The sequence below is a fragment of the Stenotrophomonas sp. BR163 genome (assembly GCF_047520985.2).
Taxonomy (GTDB): Bacteria; Pseudomonadota; Gammaproteobacteria; order Xanthomonadales; family Xanthomonadaceae; genus Stenotrophomonas; species Stenotrophomonas sepilia.
In genome coordinates this window covers 24,807-43,609 of record NZ_JAXBRE020000018.1, presented here as the reverse complement: position 1 = coordinate 43,609, position 18,803 = coordinate 24,807, and the positions used below count along the sequence as shown (strand labels likewise).

Below are 18,803 nucleotides of genomic sequence, written 5' to 3'. Positions count from 1 at the left end.
ACGCCTTCAGTCCTGCCTGAGCAGTTCAACCAGCTGGCGCAGGCGATAGGGCTTGGGCAGGAACTCCACCTGCTCCGGAAGCGGCGGCAGTTGCGAACGCGCATAGCCGGAGGACAGGATCATGCGTGCATGCGGCTGCTCACGCGCGACGTGCTCGCTGAGTTCAATGCCGGACATGCCATTGGGCATGCTGACATCGCTGAACACCACGTCGAAACGTGCGTCGCCCTTCAGCAACGCAGCGGCTTCATGCCCGTCGGCGGTGGTGGACACCTCGATGCCGAAATCGCGCAGGGCCATGCCGATCATCTCGCGCAGATCGTTCTGGTCCTCCACCATCAGTACGCGGATCGGGTCATCGGTCATGGGTAAATTCCTCGGTTGCGGGGAGCAGCAGGCTGACCGTGGTGCCGACACCGGGCGTGGTGGACACGTCGACGAAGCCGCCGCTCTGGGTAGTGAATCCGAACACCTGGCTCAGGCCCAGTCCGCTGCCCTTGCCGATGTCCTTGGTGGTGAAGAAGGGCTCGCTGGCCCGCTCGGCGATGTCGGCGGCCATGCCGTGGCCTTCGTCGCAGACGCTGAGGGTGACATAGCCGCGTTGCAGCGTGGTGTCCGCATCCGGGTCGAGGCGGTGTTCCAACGCGGTGCCGATCAGGATGCGGCCGCCATCGGCGGTGGCCTCCACGGCATTGGCCACCAGGTTCGCCAGGGCGGTCTGGAGCTGCATCGCATCGGTGCTCACCTGCGGCAGGCCCGGGGTGAGATGGGCTTCCAGTACCACCGTGGGCGGGCAGGCGCGTTGCAGGTCCGGCAGCCACTGCCGTACCAGCGCATTGATGTCCACCGATTCCCGGATCAGGGTCTGGCCGGTGCTGAAGGCCAGCAGCTGGCGGGTCAGCAGCGCGCCGCGGTCGGTGGCTGCCTGCGCGGCATCCAGCAGCTCGGCTGCGCGTGCATCGTCACTGCTGACACGCAGCGACAGCAGGTCCAGGGCGTTGCCGATGGTGGTCAGCAGGTTGTTGAACTCATGTGAGAGGCCGCGGCTGAGCCGGCCAACCGTCTCGAACTGCTGGGTATTGCGCAGCGCACGCTGGGCATCGCGCAGCAGCCGCTGCGCTTGCCACTGCTCGGTGATGTCACGGGTGATCTTGACGAAGCCGAGCAGTTCGCCGGCTTCCACGACCGGTTCGATGACCACGCTGGCGCGGAACGACGAGCCATCGCGGCGAACGCGCCAGCCCTCACTGGCGACATGCCCCTGCTGCGCTGCGACGCGAAGCAGGCGCTGGGGTTCACCGGCCTCGCGGTCGGCGGCCAGGTAGAAGCGGCTGAAGTGCGTTCCCACCACTTCATCGGCTGAATAGCCTTTGATACGTTCGGCGCCCGGGTTCCAGCTGCACACGATGCCTTCAGGATCAAGCAGGTACAGCGCATGGTCGCGCACGCTGTCGATCAGCAGTCGCAGTTGTCGGGAAGGGTCCGTCAGCACGGACGTCGTAGAGGCGGCTGCGTCCACGTGTAAATAGTGTTACCCCTGTGAGGGACGTGAAGCTAGGCACTCAAGTGTGAAGGATGCGTGCACACCTGACACGTGCCATTTGTCCTGTGCGGCTGAATGCGACACGGAGTACCATCTTCCACCCTTTGCCTTCTGGAACCGACCTGCATGCGTCCTGGTGCGACTACGCGTGACCGCTGGATCTGGATGACGTCCGCCGTGCTGCTGACCGCGACCATCGCGTTGGAACTGGTCGTCCCGCTCGGCTACGCGGTATGGCTGGCCTACTTCCTCGCGGTCGGCGTGACGGTGTTCCAGCGCAGTGCACGCGCGCCGTTCGTGGTCGCGGTGATCGCCTGTGTCCTGCTGGTGATCGGCTTCAACGTTGCGCCAGCCAGCAACAATTCGTCGTTCTCGCTTGTCAACCGAACCGTCGGTGGCTGCGCCTTCCTGATGATCGCACTGATCGTCTCGCGCGCGATCCAGGCCCGGCGCCAGGCGATGCGCGCGCTCTGGCTGCAGGAGGCCGAGAACGCGGTGGCGATGAGCCTGCGCGGTGACCTCGGGCCGGAGCAGATCGCCGAGGCGGCAGCAGTAAGCCTGGCCGGGCAGCTGGATGCAGAGGTCGGTGCGGTCTATCGCCTGGACGGCGGCCGCCTGCAGCTGACCGGTGGCGTGGCGCTGCCCTCTGGGACGCCGGCCTCCCTGGCCCTGCACGAAGGACTTGCCGGGCAGGTTGCGCGGGACGAACGCATCCGCCACCTGCACGGCAAAGATGCTGCCGTGCTCGAACTGCAGACCAGCCTGGGCCGGCTGCCGGTGCGCGAGCGCATCCTGGCGCCGATCAGCAGCGATGGTGCGGTGGTCGGTGTGATCGAGCTGGGCCGCGCGCGGGCGGGTGAACAGCGTGATCTGGATCGCGAGCTGCTGGAGCGCTGCGCCGACACCATCGGCATGGCACTGCGCGCATCGCTGCTGCGTGCGCAGCTGGTGGTGTTGCTGGAAGAGTCGCAGCGCCAGGGCGAGGAGCTGCAGGCCCAGCAGGAAGAGCTGCGTGTGGCCAACGAGGAACTGGAAGAGCAGAGCCGCAGCCTGTTGCAGTCGCAGAGCCACCTGGAAGAACAGCAGGCTGAGCTGGAACAGAGCAACGTGCAGCTGGAAGAGCGCACCCACGAGCTGGAGGCGCAGAAGCAGGCACTGCTGGTTGCGCAGAGCCAGCTGGTGCGCAACAGCAACGAGCTGGCGGCGACCTCGCGCTACAAGTCCGAATTCCTGGCCAACATGTCGCATGAGCTGCGCACGCCGCTGAACAGCTCGCTGATCCTGGCCAAGCTGCTGGCCGACAACAAGGACGGCACGCTGACCGAGGAACAGGTGAAGTACGCGCGTGCGATCCTGTCGTCCAACAACGACCTGCTGGCGCTGATCAACGACATCCTCGACCTGTCGCGCATCGAGGCCGGCCATGTCGAACTGTCCGATGAAGTGGTGGTGGTCGAGAGCGCGCTGCAGCGCCTGCGCGAGACGTTCGAGCCGATGGCGCGGCAGAAGGGCCTGGCCCTGCAGATCGAAGCCGACGCCGTGGCACCGACCCAGATGGTGGTTGACAGCCAGCGGCTGCAGCAGATCCTGAAGAACCTGCTGGCCAACGCGGTGAAGTTCACCGAGCATGGCAAGGTCAGCCTGCACGTGCGTGCCGGCGGCAACGGCCGCATCCGGTTCGAGGTCTGTGACACCGGCATCGGCATTGCCCGCGAGCAGCTGGATGTCATCTTCGAAGCGTTCCGCCAGGCCGATGGCAGCACCCGCCGTCGCTACGGCGGTACCGGCCTGGGCCTGTCGATCTCGCGCGATCTGGCCGAGCGCATGGGCGGCGGCATCCAGGTCGACAGTGAGCCCGGGCGCGGCAGCTGCTTCATCCTGGAGCTGCCGTTGCAGGGTGCGCCCGCGGCGAGCGCAGCCGACGCTGCCGAGGTCCTCGTGGCAGCGCCGCCGACGGCGCCGGCCGTGCTGCCGGCCGCGCCCGTACGCGCTGCGAGCGCGGCAGCGCCGGTTACTGCGATGGCCGGCGTAGCCGACGACCGCGGTCGCCGCCAGCGCGCCGGGCGCCTGATCCTGGCGGTCGAGGACGATGCCACGTTCGCCGAAGCGCTGGTGGCGCTGGCCCATGAACTGGAGTTCGACTGCGTGGTGGCGGGCACGGCGGAAGAGGCGCTGGCCCTGGCCAGCGAACTGCGCCCGAACGGCATCCTGCTCGATATCGGCCTGCCGGACGTGTCGGGCCTGAGCGTGCTGGAACGCCTGAAGCGCAACCCGGACACCCGCCACATCCCGGTGCATGTGGTCTCGGCCACGGACCGCAGCCAGGTGGCGCGTGAGCTGGGCGCGATCGGTTTTGCGATCAAGCCGACCACGCGCGAGCGGCTGGTGACGGCCATCGAACAGCTGGAACAGACCAGCCAGCGCGACATGCGGCGGCTGCTGATCGTGGAGGACGACAACGAGCTGCGCCACAACCTGGAACTGTTGCTGGGCCGCGACCAGCTGCAGATCGTCGCCGTAGGCACTCTGGCCGGCGCACTGGAACAGCTCAGTACGGTCACGTTCGACTGCATGGTGATGGACCTGTCGCTGCCCGACGGCAGTGGCTACGACCTGCTCGAGCACATGGCCGGCAACGACGATGTCGGTTTCCCGCCGGTGATCGTCTATACCGGCCGCGCACTCAGCCGCGAGGAAGAGCAGCGACTGCGCCGCTATTCCAAGAGCATCATCATCAAGGGCGCGCGTTCGCCCGAGCGCCTGCTGGACGAGGTGACCCTGTTCCTGCACAGCGTGGAGGCCAACCTGCCCAGCGACCAGCAGCGCCTGCTGCGCGAGGCCCGCCGTCGCGACACCGTGCTCGACGGTCGGACGGTGCTGCTGGCCGAGGACGACGTGCGCAACATCTTCGCACTGTCCAGCGTGCTCGAACCCCTCGGCGTCACGCTGGAGATCGCGCGCAATGGCCAGGAAGCGGTGGATCGCCTGGCCGAGCGCGAGGTCGACCTGGTGCTGATGGACATCATGATGCCGGAGAAGGATGGCCTTGCTGCGATGCGCGAAATCCGCGCGCAGCGCCACCTGCGGGACCTGCCGATCATCGCGCTGACCGCCAAGGCCATGCCGGACGACCGTGAGCGCTGCCTGCAGGCCGGCGCCAACGACTACATCGCCAAACCCATCGACGTCGACAAGCTGGTCTCGCTGTGCCGGGTCTGGTGCTCGCGGCAATGAACGAGCAGGCCCTGTTCGACCTCGAGCTGAAGGTGCTGCTGGAAGCGCTTTACCAGCGCTACCACTACGATTTCCGCAGTTATGCGGTGTCGTCGCTGCGCCGGCGGATCCGCCAGGCCATGCAGCGCTATGAGTGCGAGCGGCTGGCCGACCTGCAGCACCGCCTGCTGCACGAGCCGGACCTGTTCGCGCAGGCGATGCAGTTCTTCACCGTGCAGGTCTCGGAGATGTTCCGTGACCCGGCCTATTTCCGCGAGCTGCGCGAGCAGGTGGTGCCGGTGCTGCGCACCTACCCGTCGGTGAAGCTGTGGGTGGCCGGTTGCAGTACCGGCGAGGAAGTGTGGTCGCTGGCGATCCTGTTGCACGAGGAAGGCCTGCTGGAGCGCAGCATCGTCTACGCCACCGACATCAATCCGGCAGCCCTGGCCACCGCCGAGGCCGGCGCCTATGGCATCGACCGGATGGCCCAGTTCAGCCGGAACTACCTGGCGGCCGGTGGCAGCGCCTCGCTGTCCGACTACTACGCCACGGCCTACGATGGCGCGGTGTTCGATCGCCAGCTGCGCCGCAACGTGGTGTTCGCCGACCACAGCCTGGCCACCGACACCGTGTTCTCCGAGGTGCACCTGGTGTCGTGCCGCAATGTGCTGATCTATTTCAACCGCGATCTGCAGGACCGCGCGGTAGGCCTGTTCCGTGAAGCGCTGGTGCATCGCGGCTTCCTTGGCCTGGGCAGCAAGGAGTCGCTGCAGTTCGGGCGCCACCACGGCGCGTTCGAGACCTGCTCGCGGGAGCATCGCCTGTACCGGAAGGTTGCCTGATGGCACTGCCGACACGACCGGCGGTGCTGGTGATCGGGGCCTCGGCGGGTGGGGTCGCGGCGCTGCAGGCGGTGCTCGGCGCGCTGCCCGCGGCTCTGCCGGCGCCGGTGCTGGCGGTGCTGCACCTTCCGCGCGACCGCAGCAGCCGCATCGCCGACGTGCTGGCGCCGTACTGCGCGCTGCCAGTGCGCGAGGCCGAAGACAAGCAGCCGCTGCAGCCTGGCACGGTGACCTTTGCGCCACCGGACTATCACCTGCTGGTGGAAGACGCCGGTTCGCTGGCGTTGTCGGTGGACGCACCGGTGCTGTTTTCCCGCCCGGCCATCGATCCATTGTTCGAGTCGGCTGCGGCCGTGTTCGGCGCGCAGGTGCTGGCCCTGCTGCTGACCGGTGCCAGCAGCGATGGTAGTGAAGGGGTGGCCGCGGTGCGCGCCGCCGGCGGCCGCGCCTGGCTGCAATGTCCCGAGGAGGCCGAGGCGTCGATGATGCCGGCCTCCGCCCTGCAGCACGCCGGCGCCGATGCCGTGCTGCCCCTCGAACTGATGTGCCGTCGCCTGAAGGAGCTGTTTGCATGAACCTGTTGCCGCCGGACCCTGCGCAGTCGCAGACCCCGGTCAACCTGCTGATCGTCGATGACGTGCCGCAGAACCTGGTGGCCATGCAGGCGCTGCTGCAGCGCGAAGGCGTGAACCTGCTGCTGGCCGGCTCGGGCGCACAGGCGCTGGAACTGCTGCTCGAGCATGAGGTGGCGCTGGCCCTGCTGGACGTGCACATGCCGGAGATCGATGGCTTCACCCTGGCCGAGCTGATGCGCGGTTCACACCGCAGCCGGGATGTGCCGATCATCTTCCTGACCGCCTCGCCGGACGACCCGCTGCGCGCGTTCAAGGGCTACGAAACCGGCGCGGTCGACTTCCTGCACAAGCCGGTGGCGCCGCAGGTGATCCTGAGCAAGGTCAATGTCTTCATCGAGCTGTACCAGCAGCGGCAGCTGCTGAAGGCGCGCAACGAGGCGCTGGAGCGCTCGCTCAAGCTCAACGAGACGATGGCGGCGGTGCTCACCCATGATCTGCGCACGCCGCTGTCGGCGATCCTGCTGTGTGCCGACAAGCTGGCGCTGGAGCTTCCTGCGGGCAATGACGGCGCGCAGCAGACCCTGAAGCACCTGGAGGCCAGCACGCTGCGCATGGCGCGCATGGTCGAGCAGCTGCTGGACTTTTCGCGGATCCGCAGCGGCGGGCTGCGTCTGCAGGCCAGCGCCTGTGATCTTGCCGAGGTCACGCGTGCGGTGGTGGCCGAAGCGGGCAGCGCCCACAGCCACGCACGGGTGCATCTGGATATGCTGGGCGATACCCGCCTGCAGGGTGATCTGGATCGGCTGGGTCAGGTTGCCGCCAACCTGATCGGCAATGCGCTCACCCATGGCGGTGAGGCGAGGGTGGAGGTGGACGGCCGTGATCCGCGCAGGGTGCTGCTGCGGGTGAGCAACGCGGGACGGATCGACGACGCGCTGCTGCCGCGCCTGTTCGAGCCGTTCAAGGCCAGCTTCCATCCCAGCAATGGCCTGGGGTTGGGCCTGTATATCGTCGATCAGTTCGTGCGCGCGCACGGCGGGCACATCGCAGCGCGAAATGAAGCCGGTCAGGTGGTGTTCGAAGCCCGGTTGCCGAGGCGCGTAGAGGGGCTGCCGGCGGCCGCTACCTGAATTCTTCAGGAAAAACCTGCGGGCACTGAGACGGACTCGTCCGCAGCTGCTACCGTGGGTGTACATCTTGTCAAGGAAGCGCCATGCCACTGCGTGCCATCGCCTACGTCAGCCAGGCGCTACCGGATCTTTCCGCTGAACGGCTGCGGGCGCTGGTCGATGATGCAGCCCGTTTCAACAAGATGGCGGGCGTGACCGGTGTGCTGCTGCATGACGGCGGGCGATTCCTGCAGTACATCGAAGGGCCGCCGGATGGTATCGATTCGGTGTACGAACGCATCCTGCAGGCCGGTAGCCATATCGACATCATCGAACTGGCGCGTGGCCGCCTCGGCCAGCGCCAGTTTCCGTACTGGTCGATGCGCGCGTTGCCGGTGGAGGAGGCGCTGCTGCGGCAACTGTCTTCCAGTGACTGGTCAGGTTTCACCCGCGCGTTGCATGGTGACCTGTCGGCGCCGACCCCGGTGGATCTGCTCGATCAGGTCGTGCAACCGGTGCTGCACGCAGGTTGAACCCGCGTGGAAGGTTCAGCGCGCTGCATTTCCGCAGTAGGCGGCGTGCAACGCCTGCAATACGCCCAGCGCCGGCCCTTCCACCACCCGGTAGTGGATCGCCTGCGCTTCGCGCCGGGTCGCGACGATGCCAAGTCCGCGCAGCACCGCCAGATGTTGGGACAGCGCTGATGCGCTGAGCCCGGTCAGTGCCTGCAGTTCCGGTACTGGCGCCTCGCCTTCGACCAGCCGGCACAGCACGCGCAGCCGTGCAGGATGGGCCAGGCTTTTGAGCAGCGCAGCGGCCTGGGCGGCATGCCCGGCCATCGCGGCACTGTCGAACTCGATGCGGGCCATGGTTGACCTTTTGGTTTAGATAAAGCTAATTTAGAAAAAGCTAATTCAAAAGGCAAGCGAATGAAATGAACGGAACAAGCGGAGGCAGGTCATGACCGTGCCATGGGCCGCCGTCGCGGGGGGCGCATTGATCGGTGCGGCGGCGGTGGTGTTGCTGGCAACCACGGGCCGGGTAGCCGGCATCAGCGGCATCGCCGCTGGCAGCGTGCGCGCAACGCCGGGCGATCGCGGCTGGCGCTGGGCATTCCTGCTCGGCCTGCTTGCCGCTGGCGGGGGTGTGCTGTACTGGCAGGCCGTGCCAGGCCAAGCGCCCCGCGACCTGTTGCGTGACGCCTTGCCGGCGTGGCAGCTGGTTGGCGCCGGCCTGCTGGTCGGATTCGGTACGCGGTTGGGCAACGGCTGCACCAGTGGTCATGGGGTGTGCGGCTTGGCCCGCGGCTCAATGCGGTCACTGCTGGCGGTGGTGGTGTTCATGGCCTGCGCAATGTTGACCACATTCCTCATCCGTCATGGCGGGGGCTTCGCATGAGCCGCGTGATGGTGGCCGCCGGCGCGGCAGGGGCGCTGTTCGGCGCGGGCCTGGCGCTGGCCGGCATGACCGATCCGCGCCGCGTCCTCGGTTTCCTCGACATCGCCGGCGATTTCGATTCCACCTTGGCCTGGGTGCTGGCCTCGGCACTGCTGGTCAGCGCGGTCGGCCAGCGCTGGGTGCTGCGGCGCCCGCGGCCGTCATGCGCAACGGGCTTCCAACTGCCCGCTGCGCGCGGTGTCGATGTACGCCTCGTGCTGGGCGCGGCATTGTTCGGAATGGGTTGGGGATGGGCAGGCTATTGCCCGGGCCCTGCCATCGCCGGGCTGGCGGTGGGATCGCGCGAAGCGCTTTGGTTCGTGCCGGCGATGCTTGCAGGTTTCTGGCTGCACGATCGCCTGGTTCGCCGGGGCTTCACCGCTGTGTCACCCTGAATCGGGTCATATCCACGGATCACGGGGAAAGGAGCGCAACGACATGGCACGGATGAAGTGGAAGGAAAGGGCACTGCTGGCGGTCGCGCTGGCTGCCGCAGTGGCACCGGCGCTGGCCTGCACGCGCGCGGTCTACCTGGGCGACAACGGTGATGTGATCACCGCGCGCTCCATGGACTGGAAGGTTGATGTGGCGACCAACCTCTACGTGCTGCCGCGCGGCATCGCGCGCACCGGCCAGGCCGGGCCGAAGTCGCTGGCCTGGACGGCGCGCTACGGCTCGGTGGTGGCCACCGGTTATGACGTATCGACCACCGATGGCATGAACGAGAAAGGCTTGGTGGCCAACCTGCTGTGGCTGGTCGAATCGGAGTATCCGAAGCAGCGCGGCAACAAGCCGGGCCTGGCCATCTCACTATGGGCGCAGTACGTGCTGGACAACTTCGCCACCGTAGACGAGGCGGTCGCGGCGCTGCAGCGCGAGCCGTACTCGATCGTCACCGACAAGGTACCGGGCGAAGACCGCCAGGCCACGCTGCACCTGTCGCTGTCAGATGCCAGTGGCGACAGCGCCATCGTCGAATACATCGGCGGTCGCCAGGTGATCCACCATGACCGGCGCTACCAGGTGATGACCAATTCACCGATCTTCGAGCAGCAGCTGGCACTCAACAGTTACTGGCAGCAGATCGGCGGCACGGTGATGCTGCCGGGCACCAACCGCTCAGCCGACCGTTTCGCGCGCGCCTCGTTCTACATCAACGCCATTCCCAAGGCGGAAGACCCGGTGGTGGCGCTGGCCAGTGTGTTCAGCGTGATCCGCAACGCCTCGGTACCGTATGGCATCACCACCCCGGGCGAACCGAATATTTCATCCACGCGCTGGCGCACCGTGGCCGACCACAAGCGGCGGTTGTACTTCTTCGAATCGGCACTGACACCGAACACCTTCTGGGTCGACCTGAACAAGGTCGATTTCGGCGGCAAGGTGCTCAAGCTCGATCTCGGTCCGGACCAGCGCAATACCTTTTCCGGCGACGCGCTGGGCCACTTCGTGCCCAGCGCACCGTTTGCGTTCCTCGGCGTCGACGGTTAGTTCGACGCCTGGCTGGAAGCCGGATAGACCGCCTGGATCGTGCAGCCGCCGCGGGTGTACTGCGGCAGCGGCGCCAGCGCGTCGTTGCGCAGGTCACCATTCTCGAATCCGGCGGTGAGGATGCGATCGCCCGGATTGCCACAGATCAGGCCGTTCTGCATGCCGGAGTGGAAGCTCAGCTGTGGCGCACGGTCGAGCTGGCGGCAGTGGCTGCCAAGCTCCACGCGATAGTAGCGGTGACCCCCATTCCGATGCGGATTGGTCTCCACCAGCATGCCCTGCGGGTCGGACGACCACGCGCGCACGTTGCGCGTGGCAAAGCAGTACGACGGCGAACCACCGAAACTGCGTCGGATGTCCCTGCGCTCGCGGATGGTCAGGGCGGGCAGGGTGGCCATGCGCAGGCGGTCGCTGTCGCGGGCCACGCTGGCGTAGTCGCGATCCTGCACGGGGGTCACCGCGCTGATCGCGCAGCTGCGGCCATCGACCACCACACGCTCGCTGGGGCGACCGCAGGCCCAGCCGGCGGGTGCTTCAAGTTTCAGCGTGGTGGCACCGCGGACGCCGGGGCACTCTTCGCTGAAGTCGATCCGATAGGCCTGGCCCGAGGCGGCTCGCAGGGCGATTGAACGCGATGACGCCTGCTCCACTTCCTGGACGCCGACCGCGTCCATGCAGTGCGGGGCCGGTGGCGTACGTTCCTGCGCGGAGGCCGAGGCGGTGAGCGCCAGGCCGAGGCTGGTGGCAAGCACCAGGGACAGCCGCTGATGGGTCATGACCTGCACTCCCTGCGTTGGATGACGGATCGACTATAGCAGCGGTTTGCACGGCCGTTGTTACACGCGCACACTGCCCGGATGGGCGCCATCTTCCATCTGCGGCACTACGGGCAGGCCACCGGCCTGGACCGCCATGACTACGCGCAGTGGGTGCTGCCGCTGCAGGGCGAACTGCAGTTCGAGATGGAAGGGCGCGGCGGCCGGCTGGACCTGCTGCAGGGGGCATTTGTCGCCGCCGGCGAAGCACATGACCAGATGGCGGACGGCCCCAATGGTTTCGTGATCGTTGATTGTCCTCCAGGCGTGCTGGATGACGGCACGCAGGAGCATCTGTGCCGCCAGCGCTGGCTGCATCTGCCGCTGGCATTGCGTCGGCGCCTGGCCGAGGTGCAGGCAGGGCAGCCGATGCCGGCGTTGCTGCCGCAGTTGCTGCAGGTATTTGCACCGGCGGGCAGTGGGGCGCGCATGCAGGGCCTGTGCGCGGCGGTGCAGGCCGATCCCGGCCGGGCCTGGCCGGTTGCCCGGATGGCCGGATTTGTCGGTGTCAGCGAGAGCCGGTTGCACGCATTGTTCCAGCGCGAGTTCGGGCTGAGCCCGCAGGCCTGGCTCAGCGCGTGCCGCTTACGCTGGGCCAAGCATCAGCTGCGCACCACTGCCGCGCCGATCAGCGATATCGCACTGGCTGCAGGTTATTCCGAGCAGAGCGCACTGACCCGTGCGCTGCGCCGCGAATGTGGCCAGACCCCCGCTGCGTGGCGCAGGCGTGCCGGCTGAGTTGTAGAGCCGAGCCGATGCTCGGCTGCCCTTATCTGCACGACGGTGAATCGCAGCCGAGCATGGGCTCGACTCTACAGAGGTGACAAGGCAGTAGCCTCGGTCAAGAGTGCCCACCGGCCAGCGCTTACACTGCGCGGCCCGTTCCATCCCCCCGGACAACCCGAATGCGCAACAACCCGATGGCCGTGGGCATCGCCAATGGCGTGGCCGCTGGCGCACTGTGGGGCGTGGTCTTTCTTGCGCCTGCCGTGCTTCAGTCGTTCAATGCGTTGCAACTGTCCGCCGGCCGCTACCTGGTCTATGGCCTGATGGCAGTCGCCCTGCTGCTGCCGCGATGGAAGCGGCTGGCACCGCGGCTGGGCCGTGCCGAATGGATCGGCCTGCTGTGGCTGAGCCTGGCAGGCAACCTGGTGTATTTCCTGCTGCTGGCCACCGCCGTGCAGTGGGCCGGTGGCGCTGCGGCATCGCTGATCGTTGGCCTGATTCCGGTGGTGGTCACCCTCGTTGGCGTGCGCGAGCCGGGCGCTGTACCACTGAAACAGCTGCTGCCGGCACTGGGGCTGTGCGTGCTGGGGGTCGCCCTGGTGGGTTGGGAAGCGCTGATGTCCGAGCACCTGGCCACCCCGTGGCGGCAGCGCCTGATCGGGCTGCTGTGCGCGTTCGGTGCGCTGTTCTCGTGGGCGCTGTATTCGATCGGCAACAGCCGCTGGCTGGCGCGCAGGCCGGACCTGTCCAGCCATGACTGGTCGCTGCTGACCGGCGTCACCACCGGCGGCCTGGCCCTGCTGCTGGTGCCGATGGCCTTCATCGGGCACACCGGCAGCCATACCGCGGCGCAATGGAGCGGGTTCTGGGCGATCAGCGCCGGCGTGGCAGTGGTGGCCTCGATCCTCGGCAGCGCATTCTGGAACCGCGCCAGCCGCCTGCTGCCACTGACCCTGACCGGCCAGATGATCGTGTTCGAGACCCTGTTCGCGCTGCTGTACGCCTTTGCATGGCAGCAGCGCTGGCCCTCGCTGCTGGAAGTGCTGGCAATCGTGTTCCTGGTGGCTGGCGTGATGCTGTGCGCGCATGCCCACCGCACGCCGCGGGCGATCGCCGGACATGCCGGTTGAATACGCTCGTCAAGCGTGCTGATGCCGGCTTGGTCTCAGATGCAACCAAATGCCGGCACGTTGGCCGATGATCGCCGCAGCGGATTTCTGCATCGCAGCACTTGACAGCCACCCGGCGCGCAGTGTTTTCTGTACGCCATGGTCCTTGATGCCGCCCACGCCAGCCTGATCGCCCCCGCCATTGCGGGCCGTTCGACTGCGCCGGTCGCGACCATCACCACCATTACCACCACCACCGTCACCACTGCCCTGGTGCGGCCCGTCGTCTTCGTGTAACTCCCGAAAACCACGGCCCCGCACCCTACAGGTGGCGGGGAAACTCGACATCTGCATGCGACGGGGCCTCCTACCGAGGTCTGCATGTCTCCCCACGCCCCCGCTCATTCCGTTGCCCCGGCCGACCTGGCTGCCGCGTTCACCGTCGTGCACAAGTTCGGCGGCACCTCGGTGGCCGATGCCGAACGCTATCGCCATGTGGGCGGCCTGTTGCTGGCCCGTCCCGAATCGCTGCAGGTCACTGTCGTCTCGGCGATGAAGGGCGTCACCGACGCGCTGATCGAACTGGCCCAGCTGGCGGCCAAGGGCGATGGAGGCTGGCGTGAGGCCTGGCATGCCCTGCGCGCACGCCATCGCGGCGCTGCCGTGGCGCTGCTGGGCGAGCAGGTGGGCGAGACGGTCGAATGGATCGACGCCCGCTTCGATCAGCTGGCCGAAGTGCTGGCCGCGCTGGCGGTGATCGGCGAGCTGCCGCGCGAGGTGCTGGACCGTGTGCAGGGCTTGGGCGAAGTGTTCTCCGCACAGCTGCTCGGCGCGCATCTGCGTGCGCTGGGCGAAGACTGCGCGGTACTCGACGCGCGCGATGTGCTGGTGGTCGGGCATGGCGAACTCGGCGTGGATGTCGACTGGGAAGCCAGTGCCGACCGCCTGGCCAAGTGGCGCCTGCAGCATCCGCAGTCGCGCCTGGTTGCCACCGGATTCGTCGCACGCGATCGCGATGACCGCATCACCACCCTCGGCCGCAACGGCAGCGACTATTCCGGTGCGATCTTTGCCGCGCTGTTCAACGCTGACGAGCTGCACATCTGGACCGATGTCGATGGCGTGCTGTCGGCGGACCCACGGCTGGTGCCCGAGGCGGTGCAGCTGGAAGCGCTGAGCTACGACGAGGCCTGCGAACTGGCGTACTTCGGCGCCAAGGTGGTGCACCCGCAGACCATGTCGCCGGCGATCCGCCTCGGCCTGCCGATCTTCATCCGCAATACGTTCCAGCCGGCGCATCCGGGTACGCGGATCAGCGCCGAGCGCTCGCCGCGCGGGCCGGTGAAGGGCCTGACCCTGAGTCCCGGGTTGGCCCTGCTGAACCTGGAAGGCACCGGCCTGATCGGCGTGCCGGGTACCGCCGAGCGTGTGTTTGCCGCCCTGCGCCAGGCGCAGGTCTCTGTGGTGATGATCTCGCAGGGTTCCTCGGAACATTCAATCTGCTGCGTGGTGCGTGCTGCCGAAGCCGGCCGTGGCCGCGATGCACTGCTGCACGCATTTGCGCACGAGTTGTCAGCGGGACAGGTGCAGCGCGTGCAGGTCAGTGAGGGTGTCAGCGTACTGGCTGCGGTCGGTGACGGCATGGCCGGGCAGCCAGGTGTGGCGGCGCGCCTGTTCGAGGCACTGGGGCGTGCGCAGGTGAACATCCTGGCGATTGCGCAGGGCTCGTCCGAGCGCAACATCTCGGTCGCAGTGGATAGTGCCGATGCCACCCGTGCGTTGCGCGCGGCGCATGCAGGCTTCTGGCTGTCGCCGCAGACCTTCGCGGTCGGTGTGATCGGGCCCGGCAACGTTGGCGCCGCACTGCTGGACCAGTTGCTGGCCGCGCGCCCGCAGCTGCTGGCCAAGGCCAATGTGGATCTTCGCCTGCGTGCGCTGGCCTCGCGTTCGCGCATGCGCCTCGAAGTGGACGGCCTGCATGCGGACTGGCGTGAGGCCCTGCGGGACGCGGGTGAATCCAGCGACCTTGATCGTTTCACCGAGCACCTGCTGGCTGCGCACCTGCCGCATGCGGTGGTGATTGACTGCAGTGGCAGTGCCGAGGTGGCCGAGCGCTACGAGGGCTGGCTGGCGGCGGGCATCCATGTGGTCACCCCGAACAAACAGGCGGGTGCCGGGCCGCTGCCGCGCTACCAGCGCATCCGCGCCGCCGCAGCGGCCAGTGGTGCGCGCTTCCGCTACGAGGCCACGGTGGGCGCGGGCCTGCCGGTGATCACCACGCTGCGCGATCTGGTCGATACCGGTGACGAGGTGCTGGCCATCGAGGGCATCTTCTCCGGCACGCTGGCCTGGCTGTTCAACCGCTTCGATGGCAGCCAGCCGTTCTCGCAGCTGGTCGCGCAGGCGCGGTCGATGGGCTATACCGAGCCGGATCCGCGCGATGATCTGTCCGGTGTGGACGTGGCACGCAAGCTGGTAATCCTTGCACGCGAGGCCGGCCACGCGCTCAGCCTGGAACAGGTACAGGTGGAAAGCCTGGTGCCGGCACTGCTGCGCGACGGCAGCGTGGATGACTTCATGGCACGGCTGGGCGAGTCCGACGCCAGCCTGCTGCAGCGCCTGCAGGATGCACGGGCGCGTGGCGCGGTGCTGCGCTACGTGGCACGGCTGGGCACCGACGGCGCCTCGGTGGGCCTGCAGGAACTGCCGGCCGACCATGCCTTCGCCAACCTGCGGCTGACCGACAACGTGGTGCAGTTCCGTACCCGCCGCTACTGCGACAACCCGCTGGTGGTGCAGGGACCGGGCGCTGGACCGGAAGTGACGGCGGCGGGCGTGTTCGCCGACCTGCTGCGGGTAGCCGCTGGCGAGGGAGCACGCCTGTGATCGCACGTGCATTTGCGCCCGCCTCGGTGGCCAATGTGGCGGTGGGCTTCGACATTCTGGGGCATGCCATTGCAGGCGTTGGCGATACGGTGAGCGTGCGGCGTATCGATGAGCCGGTGGTGCGCATCGAGGCGATCCGTGGCAGTGCGGTCGAACTGCCGCTGGAGGCGGCCGGAAACACGGCAGGTGCGGCGTTGATGTCGCTGCGCGCAGGGCTGGGCCTGCACTTCGGCTTCGCGGTGGAGATCGACAAGGGCATTCCATTCGGCTCCGGCATGGGGGGCTCGGCAGCCTCGTGCGTCGCTGCGCTGGTTGCTGCCAATGCATTGCTGGATGCGCCGCTCTCGCGCGAGGCGCTGTACCCGTTTGCCCTAGATGGCGAGGCCGTGGCCAGTGGGGGCCGCCATGGTGACAACGTGGGGCCGCTGCTGCTCGGCGGGCTGGCGCTGTGCACGGCTGACCGCCTGCTGCCGATCCCTGTGCCAGCCAGTTGGCACAGCCTGCTGGTGCACCCGCACGCGGTGCTGGAAACCCGTCTGGCACGCCAGGCGCTGCAAGGCAGCTATGCGCTGGGTGAATTCGTGGCGCAGAGTGCGAATCTTGCGCTGGTGCTCAGCGGCTGCCATCGCAGCGACGCGGCGCTGGTGTGCGCTGGCCTGCGCGATGTGCTGGTGGAGCCGCGACGGGCGGGACTGATCGGCGGCTTCGAGGCGGCTCGCGATGCGGCGTTGTCAGCCCGTGCAATGGGCGCAGGCATCTCCGGTGCCGGCCCCAGCGTGTTCGCCTGGTTCGAAGATGCCGACCAGGCCCACGCTGCCGCGGCGCCGGTGCAGGCCGCATTCGCTGCTGCCGGCTTTGACAGCGATGCCTGGGTGTCGCCTCTGGATACGCCGGGAGCCCGGCTGTGCTGAATCCTTCTCCCTCTTTGGATACTGAACCCATGCAATTCGTTTCGACCCGCGGCCGGTCCCCGGCCGTTGGCCTCAGCGCGGCCATTGCTGCAGGCTTGGCGCCCGATGGTGGCCTGTACGTGCCCCAGGCACTGCCGGCGCCACATGAGCTGGAAGCCGGTGCGACCCTGGCCGATACCGCTGCAGACCTGCTGGCACCGTTCTTCGCGGGGGATGCGCTGGAGGCCGGATTACCGTCGATCTGCCGCGAGGCGTTCGACTTTCCGGTGCCGCTGCGTGCGCTCGGCGACGGTGACCACGTGCTGGAACTGTTCCATGGGCAGACGGCGGCGTTCAAGGACATTGGTGCGCGTTTCCTGGCCGGTACGCTGTCGCGGCTGCAGGCCGGCAGGGACCGCGATCTGACCATCGTCGTCGCCACTTCCGGCGATACCGGCGCCGCCGTTGCCGCGGCCTTCCATCGCCAGCCAGGCGTACGCGTGGTGGTGCTGTATCCGGATGGCCGCGTGTCACCGCGCCAGGCGCACCAGCTCGGCTGCTTCGGTGACAACATCCAGGCGCTGCGCGTGGCCGGTGCCTTCGACGACTGCCAGGCCATGGTCAAGCAGGCGCTGGCCGACCGCGAACTGCAGGCACAGGTGCCGCTGAGCTCGGCCAACAGCATCAGCCTCGGTCGCCTTCTGCCGCAGATGAGTTACTACGCACATACGGCACTGAGCCACTACGCGTTGCATCGTCGCCGGCTCAACCTGGTGGTGCCGACCGGCAACCTGGGCAACGCAATGGCCGCAGTGCTGGCGCGCGCGCTGGGCGTGCCGATCGGACAGATCGTGCTGGCCACCAATGCCAACGCCGTATTGCCGGCGTACTTCAACGGTGGCGAGTACCACCCGCAGGCCAGCGTGGCGACCGTGGCCAATGCCATGGATGTGGGGGCGCCCAGCAACTTCGAGCGCCTGCGCTGGCTCTACCAGGGCGACGATGCCGAACTGCGTGCTGCCTTCCGGGCGTTTGCGGTGGATGACGTGACCATCCGGGCCACCATTGCCGCCGCGCATGCCAGCAGGGGCGAGCTGTTCTGCCCGCATACGGCTACGGCGGTGAAGGTGCTGCAGGACCTGCGCGCCCGTGGTGCCAAGGGCGACTGGGCGGTGGTGGCCACCGCGCATCCGGCCAAGTTCGAGGCCGTGGTCGAGCCGTTGATCGGCGAACCTGTGGCCGTGCCGCCGGCATTGGATGCGTTGTTGCAACGGCCGGCGCACGCCGAACCGTTGGCCGCCGATTACGCGGCGTTGCGCGAGGTGTTGTTGCGTTGATCGGAGATGGATGGGATTGCCGGCCGCTGGCCGGCAATCCCAGCAACCGCAGTGCGGTCAGATCAACCCTTCACCGGCCAGCGTGCGCAGCCCGTCCTCGTCGAGGATCTCCACTACGTTCAGGTGGGGCAGGGCAATCAGCCCTTGCTGGCGCAGCTTGGTGAAGGTGCGGCTGACCGTTTCCATGGTCAGGCCCAGATGGTCGGCGATGTCGCCTCGGCCCATCGGCAGCGACACGCGCAGGCCGTCGCCGCCCAGCCTGGCTTCACGCGCGGCCAGGCGCAGCAGGAAATCAGCCAGCTTCTCGGCCGGCTGCAGGCGTGCCAGCGCCAGTGCAGCGTCCTGCGCGGCATCCAGTTCCTGGCAGGCACGCTGCAGCAGCTTGCGCTCCAGGTGCGGGAAGCGGCTGCGGAGCGCCTTCATCTGTGGCAGCGCGACGCGGCAGACACGGCTGTCGGCGATGGCTTCGATGTCGTAGCGGTGATGGTCGCTGCCGCTCAGGCCCAGGTAGTCGCCGGGCAGCACGAAGCCATTGATCTGGCGGCGGCCGTCGGCCAGGGTGCGTACCAGGCGCAGTGCGCCGGCAGTCAATGTATAGACATGGTCGCGTTCTTCACCCGTGCGGGCCAGCGTGCTGCCCATGCTGACCTGCTGCGAAACGGTGACCTGTTCCAGCGCCTGCACTTCATCGGGCGACAGCGCCGAGCACACCGCAAGGTGGCGAACCGAGCAGTGCAGGCAGTCCAGCGTGGTGCAGGACGGCGAGGCGGGATCGTTGGTGGCGGGCGGAGCGCCGGAAGGCCGTGACATGTTGCGGGGGCGTATCGCGG

Annotated in this window: 19 protein-coding genes; 14 read left to right on the top strand and 5 right to left on the bottom strand. The window is 67.7% G+C overall.

Annotated features, from left to right (window positions below; all coding sequences use genetic code 11):
* Nucleotides 1-6: 6 nt before the first annotated feature.
* Both ACM0PY_RS14905 and ACM0PY_RS14900 read right to left on the bottom strand, forming a co-directional pair.
* A complete protein-coding gene (locus tag ACM0PY_RS14905; protein ID WP_069139920.1) occupies nt 7-366 on the bottom strand; it encodes a response regulator in 360 nt (119 codons plus the stop codon).
* Nucleotides 356-1,519 carry a two-component system sensor histidine kinase NtrB gene (locus tag ACM0PY_RS14900; protein WP_414609377.1) on the bottom strand — a complete coding sequence of 388 codons (1,164 nt, stop codon included), beginning with the start codon at nt 1,517-1,519 and terminating at the stop codon, nt 356-358. Before ACM0PY_RS14900 ends, ACM0PY_RS14905 begins: the two co-directional genes overlap by 11 nt.
* 150 nt (nt 1,520-1,669) lie before the next feature.
* Here ACM0PY_RS14900 and ACM0PY_RS14895 point away from each other — a divergent pair, with 150 nt between their 5' ends.
* From ACM0PY_RS14895 to ACM0PY_RS14875, 5 genes are all read left to right on the top strand, one after another.
* Nucleotides 1,670-4,777: a response regulator gene (locus tag ACM0PY_RS14895; RefSeq protein WP_180884413.1), complete on the top strand. Its 3,108-nt coding sequence runs from the start codon at nt 1,670-1,672 to the stop codon at nt 4,775-4,777.
* Nucleotides 4,774-5,598 carry a CheR family methyltransferase gene (locus tag ACM0PY_RS14890; protein WP_053499919.1) on the top strand — a complete coding sequence of 275 codons (825 nt, stop codon included), beginning with the start codon at nt 4,774-4,776 and terminating at the stop codon, nt 5,596-5,598. The genes ACM0PY_RS14895 and ACM0PY_RS14890 overlap by 4 nt, the downstream gene beginning before the upstream one ends.
* Nucleotides 5,598-6,173: a chemotaxis protein CheB gene (locus ACM0PY_RS14885; protein WP_088497309.1), complete on the top strand. Its 576-nt coding sequence runs from the start codon at nt 5,598-5,600 to the stop codon at nt 6,171-6,173. The genes ACM0PY_RS14890 and ACM0PY_RS14885 overlap by 1 nt, the downstream gene beginning before the upstream one ends.
* Nucleotides 6,170-7,303 carry a hybrid sensor histidine kinase/response regulator gene (locus ACM0PY_RS14880; RefSeq protein ID WP_180884411.1) on the top strand — a complete coding sequence of 378 codons (1,134 nt, stop codon included), beginning with the start codon at nt 6,170-6,172 and terminating at the stop codon, nt 7,301-7,303. Before ACM0PY_RS14885 ends, ACM0PY_RS14880 begins: the two co-directional genes overlap by 4 nt.
* Before the next feature lie 83 nt (nt 7,304-7,386).
* Nucleotides 7,387-7,815 carry a BLUF domain-containing protein gene (locus ACM0PY_RS14875; protein WP_005416313.1) on the top strand — a complete coding sequence of 143 codons (429 nt, stop codon included), beginning with the start codon at nt 7,387-7,389 and terminating at the stop codon, nt 7,813-7,815.
* Nucleotides 7,816-7,830: 15 nt separating this feature from the next.
* Here the strand turns inward: ACM0PY_RS14875 and ACM0PY_RS14870 are convergent, their stop codons facing one another.
* Complete coding sequence (locus ACM0PY_RS14870) at nt 7,831-8,151, bottom strand: ArsR/SmtB family transcription factor (protein WP_111201731.1); 321 nt, start codon at nt 8,149-8,151, stop codon at nt 7,831-7,833.
* A 91-nt stretch (nt 8,152-8,242) separates the two neighbouring features.
* On the opposite strand from ACM0PY_RS14870, the gene ACM0PY_RS14865 reads away from it, so the two are divergent.
* From ACM0PY_RS14865 to ACM0PY_RS14855, 3 genes are read left to right on the top strand one after another with little or no spacing between them, the layout of a single operon-like run.
* Nucleotides 8,243-8,680, top strand: coding sequence for a YeeE/YedE family protein (locus ACM0PY_RS14865; RefSeq protein ID WP_072169057.1), 438 nt, complete (start codon nt 8,243-8,245; stop codon nt 8,678-8,680).
* A complete protein-coding gene (locus tag ACM0PY_RS14860) occupies nt 8,677-9,114 on the top strand; it encodes a DUF6691 family protein (protein ID WP_134971418.1) in 438 nt (145 codons plus the stop codon). Before ACM0PY_RS14865 ends, ACM0PY_RS14860 begins: the two co-directional genes overlap by 4 nt.
* A 43-nt stretch (nt 9,115-9,157) precedes the next feature.
* Nucleotides 9,158-10,210 (top strand): linear amide C-N hydrolase, encoded by a 1,053-nt coding sequence (locus ACM0PY_RS14855; protein ID WP_049413806.1) that lies wholly within the window; start codon nt 9,158-9,160, stop codon nt 10,208-10,210.
* Here the strand turns inward: ACM0PY_RS14855 and ACM0PY_RS14850 are convergent.
* Nucleotides 10,207-10,986: a DUF6491 family protein gene (locus ACM0PY_RS14850; protein WP_180884409.1), complete on the bottom strand. Its 780-nt coding sequence runs from the start codon at nt 10,984-10,986 to the stop codon at nt 10,207-10,209. The two genes, ACM0PY_RS14855 and ACM0PY_RS14850, sit on opposite strands and share 4 nt — an antisense overlap.
* Before the next feature lie 81 nt (nt 10,987-11,067).
* Between ACM0PY_RS14850 and ACM0PY_RS14845 the strand changes: the two genes are divergently transcribed.
* The 6 genes from ACM0PY_RS14845 to thrC all read left to right on the top strand — a co-directional run bounded on the left by ACM0PY_RS14845 (nt 11,068) and on the right by thrC (nt 17,973).
* Nucleotides 11,068-11,763, top strand: coding sequence for a helix-turn-helix transcriptional regulator (locus ACM0PY_RS14845; RefSeq protein ID WP_180884407.1), 696 nt, complete (start codon nt 11,068-11,070; stop codon nt 11,761-11,763).
* A 167-nt stretch (nt 11,764-11,930) separates the two neighbouring features.
* Nucleotides 11,931-12,881 (top strand): DMT family transporter, encoded by a 951-nt coding sequence (locus ACM0PY_RS14840; RefSeq protein WP_134971424.1) that lies wholly within the window; start codon nt 11,931-11,933, stop codon nt 12,879-12,881.
* 138 nt (nt 12,882-13,019) lie between these two features.
* Complete coding sequence (locus ACM0PY_RS14835) at nt 13,020-13,157, top strand: hypothetical protein (protein WP_162911581.1); 138 nt, start codon at nt 13,020-13,022, stop codon at nt 13,155-13,157.
* Nucleotides 13,158-13,241: 84 nt separating this feature from the next.
* Entirely contained in the window at nt 13,242-15,746 is a 2,505-nt protein-coding gene (gene thrA, locus ACM0PY_RS14830) for a bifunctional aspartate kinase/homoserine dehydrogenase I (RefSeq protein ID WP_134971426.1), read from the top strand.
* A complete protein-coding gene (locus ACM0PY_RS14825; protein WP_134971428.1) occupies nt 15,743-16,657 on the top strand; it encodes a homoserine kinase in 915 nt (304 codons plus the stop codon). Before thrA ends, ACM0PY_RS14825 begins: the two co-directional genes overlap by 4 nt.
* A 29-nt stretch (nt 16,658-16,686) precedes the next feature.
* A complete protein-coding gene (thrC, locus tag ACM0PY_RS14820; RefSeq protein WP_134971430.1) occupies nt 16,687-17,973 on the top strand; it encodes a threonine synthase in 1,287 nt (428 codons plus the stop codon).
* A gap of 57 nt (nt 17,974-18,030) precedes the next feature.
* On the opposite strand, the gene ACM0PY_RS14815 is transcribed toward thrC, so the two are convergent.
* Nucleotides 18,031-18,783 carry a Crp/Fnr family transcriptional regulator gene (locus ACM0PY_RS14815; RefSeq protein WP_005416324.1) on the bottom strand — a complete coding sequence of 251 codons (753 nt, stop codon included), beginning with the start codon at nt 18,781-18,783 and terminating at the stop codon, nt 18,031-18,033.
* Between the last annotated feature and the right edge of the window lie 20 nt (nt 18,784-18,803).

What these genes read in the sequence shown, in the direction of transcription:
- ACM0PY_RS14855 (WP_049413806.1), top strand. Translation starts at nt 9,158, where the DNA reads ATGGCACGGATGAAGTGGAAGGAAAGGGCACTGCTGGCGGTCGCGCTG.
- ACM0PY_RS14885 (WP_088497309.1), top strand. Translation starts at nt 5,598, where the DNA reads ATGGCACTGCCGACACGACCGGCGGTGCTGGTGATCGGGGCCTCGGCG.
- ACM0PY_RS14850 (WP_180884409.1), bottom strand. Translation starts at nt 10,986, where the DNA reads ATGACCCATCAGCGGCTGTCCCTGGTGCTTGCCACCAGCCTCGGCCTG.
- ACM0PY_RS14875 (WP_005416313.1), top strand. Translation starts at nt 7,387, where the DNA reads ATGCCACTGCGTGCCATCGCCTACGTCAGCCAGGCGCTACCGGATCTT.
- ACM0PY_RS14840 (WP_134971424.1), top strand. Translation starts at nt 11,931, where the DNA reads ATGCGCAACAACCCGATGGCCGTGGGCATCGCCAATGGCGTGGCCGCT.
- ACM0PY_RS14890 (WP_053499919.1), top strand. Translation starts at nt 4,774, where the DNA reads ATGAACGAGCAGGCCCTGTTCGACCTCGAGCTGAAGGTGCTGCTGGAA.
- ACM0PY_RS14870 (WP_111201731.1), bottom strand. Translation starts at nt 8,151, where the DNA reads ATGGCCCGCATCGAGTTCGACAGTGCCGCGATGGCCGGGCATGCCGCC.
- thrC (WP_134971430.1), top strand. Translation starts at nt 16,687, where the DNA reads ATGCAATTCGTTTCGACCCGCGGCCGGTCCCCGGCCGTTGGCCTCAGC.
- ACM0PY_RS14815 (WP_005416324.1), bottom strand. Translation starts at nt 18,783, where the DNA reads ATGTCACGGCCTTCCGGCGCTCCGCCCGCCACCAACGATCCCGCCTCG.
- ACM0PY_RS14880 (WP_180884411.1), top strand. Translation starts at nt 6,170, where the DNA reads ATGAACCTGTTGCCGCCGGACCCTGCGCAGTCGCAGACCCCGGTCAAC.
- ACM0PY_RS14845 (WP_180884407.1), top strand. Translation starts at nt 11,068, where the DNA reads ATGGGCGCCATCTTCCATCTGCGGCACTACGGGCAGGCCACCGGCCTG.
- ACM0PY_RS14835 (WP_162911581.1), top strand. Translation starts at nt 13,020, where the DNA reads ATGGTCCTTGATGCCGCCCACGCCAGCCTGATCGCCCCCGCCATTGCG.
- ACM0PY_RS14860 (WP_134971418.1), top strand. Translation starts at nt 8,677, where the DNA reads ATGAGCCGCGTGATGGTGGCCGCCGGCGCGGCAGGGGCGCTGTTCGGC.
- ACM0PY_RS14865 (WP_072169057.1), top strand. Translation starts at nt 8,243, where the DNA reads ATGACCGTGCCATGGGCCGCCGTCGCGGGGGGCGCATTGATCGGTGCG.
- ACM0PY_RS14895 (WP_180884413.1), top strand. Translation starts at nt 1,670, where the DNA reads ATGCGTCCTGGTGCGACTACGCGTGACCGCTGGATCTGGATGACGTCC.
- thrA (WP_134971426.1), top strand. Translation starts at nt 13,242, where the DNA reads ATGTCTCCCCACGCCCCCGCTCATTCCGTTGCCCCGGCCGACCTGGCT.
- ACM0PY_RS14905 (WP_069139920.1), bottom strand. Translation starts at nt 366, where the DNA reads ATGACCGATGACCCGATCCGCGTACTGATGGTGGAGGACCAGAACGAT.